This is a genomic window from Gordonia sp. OPL2 (assembly GCF_003797825.1).
Taxonomy (GTDB): Bacteria; Actinomycetota; Actinomycetes; order Mycobacteriales; family Mycobacteriaceae; genus Gordonia.
Genome location: NZ_RKME01000055.1, coordinates 1 through 7,212 on the forward strand (window position 1 = coordinate 1; position 7,212 = coordinate 7,212).

A 7,212-nucleotide genomic window follows, 5' to 3' on the forward strand; every position below is an offset into this window, starting at 1 on the left:
CTCCTCGGGGACCGGGGGGTCAGGCTGATCAATGGCTATGGCATCACCGAGACGACGATCTTCCTGACGACTGCCGAGGTCGACCTCGACGACCGGCGCAGCATCATCGGCGCCCCGCTCGACGGGGTGGGCTGGGTGATCCTGGACTCGCGACTGCGGCCGGTGCCGGCGGGTGCGGTGGGCGATCTGTACGTCGCGGGCGAGCAGGTATCGCTCGGCTATCTGAACGCGCCGGCACTGACCGCCGGACGCTTCGTCGCCGATCCGCAGGGCACGGGGACCCGTATGTACCGCACCGGCGATCGCGTGCGCGAGGTCGCGTCCGGCCGACTGGCATACCTGGGTCGCGACGACGACCAGGTGCAGGTGCGCGGGCATCGCATCGAACTCGGCGAGATCGCGGCGGCGCTGCGGTTCGTGCCGGGAGTCGGCGATGTTCGGGTACTCGTCGCGCCTGGACGCACACCGGGCGATGAGCGACTCGTCGCCTTTGTCACCGAGGACGGGCTCGCCGACCGCGATGCCCTCCGCGCACTCTCCGAGTCGGCGCTGTACGGGGCCTGCTCCACCCGACTGCCGGCGCACGCGGTTCCGGCGCGCATCAGCATCGTCGAAGGCTGGCCGACGACCCGAACGGGCAAGCTCGACAAGGACACACTGCTTGCACAGTTGGATGATCCTTCGGATGCCGCACGGCCGCTGACCGCGGACGAGGACACCGTCGCCGCCGTGATGCGTGCGGTCATCGGGCTCGACGACGCGACCTCGATCCTCCCGGACACGAATTTCTTCGCTGCGGGCGGTACGTCGCTGTCAGCGGCGCGTCTGGCGGCAGGACTCGCCGCCGAGGGGCATCCAGTCACCGTCGCCGACATCTTCGAGCACTTGACCGTAGAAAGTCTTGCGCGACTGATCGCCGAACCGGTTGTCGCCGAAACAGTCCCGTCATTGGGTCAGCGCCGCGACGAGCCGGCCAACCTGCCACTCACGCCGGAACAGATGGATGTGTGGCTGCGGTGGCGGACCGAGCCCGACTTCGTCGGCTACCTGATGCACGCGGCGGTACCGGTGCCGGCCACCGTCGAGGCGACCAGGGCGGTGATCGCGACTGTCATCGCGCGCCACGACGCGCTGCGCACCACCTTCCCGATCATCGACGGCACGCCACATCAACATCGTTGGGGCGATACGGAACTCGCACGACACATTGCCGACGAGCTCGACGGAGACGTCGATCTGTCGGGCGGAGTCGATGCTGCGGCCTCGGCGCTGCGCACCCCGATCGACGTGTCGTCGTCACTGCCGTGGCGGATACGTGTCGTCGAGGACGAGGGTGCGACATGGCTTCTCGTCGTCGTTCATCACATCGCTGTCGACGGCGAATCGTTCGCGATCCTGTGGGACGAGCTGGCGGCGGAGCTCGCCGGGGCAGGTGCGGAATCGGCCGGCGTCGACTATCGGCAGTACACGTTGTGGCGGCACGAGGCGCTGAGCGATCGTCGTGAGGAGTTGCGTGCGCACTGGTCGTCGGCGTTCGCCGAGCCGGTGCAGCCGTTGAACCTCCCCGAGGTGAACCTGCGCGGCGTCGCCGACGCGGCTGACGGACACGCTGTGGTGCACCAAGCGCACCGATTCCTCAGCGCATCGGCCACGGCGTCACTCGACGCGCTCGCCGTCGAGCGGCGGACCACGGCCTTCATCGTCGCGCACACAGCGCTGGCCGCAGTGCTTGCGCGACAGGCAGATACGTCGGCGATCACCATCGGCACCGCGGTGTCGGGGCGGCTGGACGCACGATTGGCGACGGTTCCGGGGCTGTTCGCGCGGGCGGTGCCGTTGCACACATCGATCGACCTCGACCTGCCGTTCGGGGAACTGCTCGCGCGGGTCACGGACGTGGACCTCGGTGCGTTCGCGCATGCGGATCTACCGCTGACGGAGATTGCTGAGATCGCCGACCCGGGTCGCGCCGGGGCGGGGACGCCGCTGTTCGAGGTGTCGTTCGGGATGGTGCCGGACGGTTTGGTGGAGCTGGGGGACCCTTCGAGACGCTCGCAAGCTCGCTCCTCAGGGGTCGGGGGGTGGTCTCGATACGCCGGCTCGCCTGGCGGCTCGCTGGCTACTCGACCAGCGGTGGGGGGCGGCCCGCGGGCTACTCGACCGGCGGCCGGGGACGTGCCGCTGTTCGGGATCGACGTGTCGATGTACCGGGTCGATGGGCAGGTGCATCTGGCGATGGCGTGCACGGCTCGGGTGGCCGACCGTGCGCGGTTGGACGCGTTGTGCCGCCTGGTCATCGACACGCTGACCGCTGCGGTGGCCGCGGCCGACCGCCCGACCCGTGACCTGCTGACGCGCCCGACACCACCGCCGTTGCCGGCGCCGCCGATCGAGACGCTGAGCGACCTCCTGACCATCGGGCTGTCGCGCACCGACGCGGTGGCCGTCGTCGACCGTCGGCATCATCCCGCCGCGACCGGTCCCGAACTGACGAACGCGCACTTGGATCACTATTCGACCGCCATCGCCCGAGCGCTCGTCGCGCGCGGTGTCGGACCGGGCGACGTTGTGGTCCAGCATCTCCCGCGTTCCATGTGGAATGTGATCGCCACAGTCGCGGTCGCCCGCACAGGTGCGGCGTTCGTCAACGTCGATCCCGCCGATCCGGACGAACGTCGACGCGGCATCATCACGCGCAGCCGCCCGTCGGCTATCCTCACGCTGGCCGGTGCCACGCCACCGCAGACGAATCACGAGATCCCGGTGCTCTGCATCGACGAGATCGCGCCCGCGGCGTCGACCCCGTTCGATGTCGCCGAGCGCATCCGGCCGTTGCGCCCCGCCGACCCCGCCTACATCACCTTCACCTCCGGGACGACCGGCACGCCGAAGGGAGTCGTCGTCACCCACCGGGGTCTCACCGGCTGGGCGCGCGAGACCGTCGAACGGCTGCACCTGAGAACCGATGACCGCCTACTCCACACGTACGCAGTCGGATTCGACGCCCAGCTGATGGGTGTGGTGCCCGCACGTATCGTCGGCGCCACCATCGTCTGCTGCCCGCCCGACGTAATCGCAGGCGACGAACTGCGCGACACGGTGCGCGAGAACCGCGTGACCACGATGCTGACCACTCCGTCGGTGCTGGCGACACTGGAATCCGATGAGCTGCCCGAAGTTCGGCACATCGCGGTCGGCGGCGAACCGCTCGGCGCCGGACTCGTCCGCGAGTGGACGGGCGCGCGGTCGATGAGCAACGAGTACGGACCCACCGAGGCGACTGTGGCGGTGAGCAGCGCGCGGTTCATCAGGGCGGTCGACGGCGCCGTGCCGATCGGCATGCCGCTCGACGGGGTGACAGCGCATGTGCTCGACGCCACGCTGCGGCCCGTGCCCGCCCACACCGTCGGCGAGCTGTACCTCGCCGGACATTGCTTGGCGCAGGGCTATCTCGACGACCCGGTGACGACGTCGTCGGCGTTCGTGGCGGATCCGACGGGCACCGGGGCCCGCATGTACCGGACCGGCGATCTCGTGCATCGTCGCCCCGACGGCACCCTGGTCATCCACGGCCGCACCGACGATCAGGTGAAGATCCGCGGCATCCGGCTGGAGCCGGCGGAGATCGACGCGGCCCTGTCCCGCCTGCCCGATGTCGCGACGTCGGTCACGGCTGTCCGCGCCACGGCAGGCGGGGAGAAGGTGCTGGTGTCGTGGGTCGTCGGCGAGCCTGGAGTGACGATCGGTCCCGACGCTGTGCGCGAGCAGCTGTCGCATGTGTTGCCACGCAGCATCATCCCGTCGGCGATCGTGCCGGTGGAGGCGTTGCCGCTGGGACGGAACGGCAAGGTTGATGTCGCGCAGCTCGCCGCGCCCGAGGCGGTCTCCGATGACGCGGCCGGCGTACCGCTCGCCGGCCTAGCCGAGGAGACGGTCGCCGGCGTGTTCGCCGAGGTGCTGGAGATCCCCGTTGCCGGGGTGGGCGCAGATGCGGACTTCTTCGAACTCGGCGGAACGTCGCTGTCGGCGACGCGAGTCACCGCGCGGTTGTCGTCGGCGATGGGTACCGACGTGCCGGTGCGACTGCTGTTCGAGGCGCGGACTGTGCGGGCCATCGCCGCGAGCGTCAACGAGCTGACGTCCGGCGGAACGGTTGCGCCGGAGAAGTTGCCGATCCCCGATCATCTGCCACTGGCACATCCGCAGCGCCGCATGTGGATTCACAACCACTACGACCCGACGTCGACGGCGTACCATGTGCCCGTCGTGATCCGGATCGACGGCGAGATCGACGTCGAGCGGCTCGACACTGCTGTCGGCGCCGTCGTCGACAAGCATGCCGTGCTGCGGACCGTCTTTCCGGATGGTCCTGCCGGGCCGGCGCAGGTCATCGTCGGGCGGGAGGGTCCGGTGCTGGGGCGTCGCGTCGTCGATTCTGGTGCTGCGCGGGCGGCTGTCGACGAGTTCCTCTCTGCACCATTCGATTTGCAGCACGAGCCGGGGTTCCGTGCCGCGGTGATCAGTGATGATTCCGCCGACGAACGGTATTTCGTTGCGTCGCTGCACCACATCGCGATCGACGGCTGGTCGATGCGGATTCTGCTGGACGACCTGCTGCGGGCCTTCGACGGACGCGGGTTGTCGGCGGGATCGTTGACGTACGCCGACTTCACCCAGTGGCAGATGCGTCGCCTGGGCGGACCCGACGACCCGAGCAGTCGCTACACCCGCGAACTCGCTCACTGGAAGTCCACTCTCGAGGGGGCCGGCGACCCGGTGAGCATCCCGGGGCGTCGAACCGTCGAAGCCGCACCGGGGCGCGTGTCGTCGCGGGTGGACCGCGCGACGGCCGACGCCGTCCGTGTCACGGCAGATAGGTTGTCGGCGACGGTGTTCCACGTCGCGCATGCTGCGCTTGCGAATGTGCTCGGCCAGTGGACGGGCCGTTGGGATGCCGTTGTCGGCGTCCCGGTTCACGGGCGGACGGCGCCCGAGTGGGAGTCGGTTGTCGGCATGTTCGTCAACACCGTCGCGCTGCGGACCCGGCTCGATGCCGGGGAGACAATGCGAGCGACGATCGAACAGGCGCGTGACATCGCGTTGATCGCGGCCGAGCATGCCGAGGTGCCCTACGACGCTGTCGCGCGTGCCGTCCGACCACACGCACACGACGGCTACGACCCGTTGATCTCGGTGCTTCTCGTGAATGAGGATGTCCTGCCGACGATCTCACCCGACATGATGACGGGTGCCGCGGATGAGTCGTGGCGCGCGTCCATCGTCGATGCGCTCGCCACCGTCGACGCCAAGTTCGACATCGAGGTGGTTCTCGCCGACGACGGTGACGGCATCGCGGTGACCGTGGTGCATTCAGGATTCGTCCCGGTTGTGGTGGCACAGGGGCTGCTCGATGACTTCGTGACGGTCTTCGCTGCGGTCGGGCGGGATGTGGACGGGTGGTTCCCGAGTGTTGCGGCGCGAGGCGGAGAGGTGGTCGTCGAGCAGCGGTCGGCGGTCGTCGAGGTCGAGGCGGCTGAGGGTGGGGCATTGACCGCTGATGTCGTGGCGATCATGGCCGATGTGCTCGGCGTGCCCGACGGCGTCGTCGGCGAGGCGGACGATTTCTTCACCATCGGCGGGACGTCGTTGTCGGCGACGCGCGTGGTGTCGGCGCTGGGACGCGAACTCGGCGTGCGGGTTCCGACGCGGATGCTGTTCGAGAACCCGACGCCGATGGAGTTGGCGCGGGCGGTGGGGCCCCTTCGTGACGCTCGCTCCTTCGTCGCGGGCTCCTCAGGGGCCGGTGGTGACGCTCGCTCCTTCGTCGCGGGCTCCTCAGGGACCGGTGGGGGTGGTCCAGCTCTGGTCCCTGAGGAGCGAGCTTGCGAGCGTCACGAAGGGGCAGACGCACCACGCGAACTGCCGCTCGCACCGACGCAACGCCGCATGTGGGTGACTGCCCAGCTGCTGGGTGACGTGCCGATCTATGCGGTGCCGGTGATCGTGCCGGTACCGGCGGGGACGTCCCGGGGTCAGGTGCGGGATGCTGTGGACGTTGTCGTCGGCCGGCATCCGGCGCTGCGGACGATGTTCGTCGCGGCAGCCGACGGCCCACGACAGCGAGTGCTCGATGACTGGAGACCCGAGCTCGCCGTCGTCACCTCGGACGACTTCGCCGCTGACGATGCGCTCGAGATGTTCTCGGAGCCGTTCGACCTGGAGGCGGGACCACCGATACGGGCATGGGCGATCGAGTCCGGCGGCGCTCCGACGGCGATCGTGATCGTCGCGCATCACATCCTGTTCGACGGGGAGTCGGCGGTGATCGTCGGTGACGAACTCGTTGCGCTGCTCGACAGTTCTGTGTTGGAGGAGCCTGGCGTCGGATTCGATGTCGTGGCCGAGCGCATGACTCATGAGCAGGAGCGGTCGTCGCAGGAGCAGATCGACTTCTGGACGCAGACCCTCGACGGCTACAGCGGGCGCCTGGACCTCGTGCCGCACCGTCCCGCCGAGCGTGAACTCCGCACCACCACGATGGACATCGAGATCGGTGACGTGGTGTCGGGGCAGATCGCGTCGACGGCACACACTGCCCATGCGAGCGCATTCCACATCCTGCACGCGGGAGTCGCACTGGCGCTCGCCATTCAGAGCGGAACAGACGACGTCGCCGTGGCCACCCCGGTCTCGCTGCGCCGCGATGCTGACAGCGCGCGCACCGTCGGCATGCTGATCTCGACCGTCGTGCTGCGAACTCAATTCACACCCGAACTCACCGTCGGCGGACTGCTCGAATCTGTGCGCGACGGGGACCTGGCCGCGATCGACCACGGGCTCATCGCGTTCGACGACGTGGTCTCGATGGTCGACCCGCCCCGGGAGCCCGGGCGACACCCGCTGGTGCAGATCGCATTCTCGATGGACGCTGCGGACGGGTCGATCCCGGCGGCCATGGTCGAACCCGGCACCGCGCTCGCCGATGAGCGCAGTGAGTTCGACCTGCATGTCGTCGCGGTCGAGGACGACGGTGCGTGGCGGCTGCGGCTGACGTACGCGCGGGATCTGTTCGACGAGAGCACGGTTCGGTTGATCGGTGAACGAATGCGAGCCGCGGTCGAGGTCGTCGTCGGAGATGCTGGGCGGCCGGCGGCGTCGGTCGACTTGCTGTCGGAGGGGGAGCGGGGGTTTGTCGAGGGTGCGGCTGCTGGG

1 protein-coding gene is annotated in these 7,212 nt (G+C 69.0%); it reads left to right on the forward strand.

The window, feature by feature from the left end; translation table 11 throughout:
• On the forward strand, positions 1-7,212 hold a 7,212-nt coding region (locus EEB19_RS26175; RefSeq protein ID WP_187590260.1), incomplete at both ends, for a non-ribosomal peptide synthetase.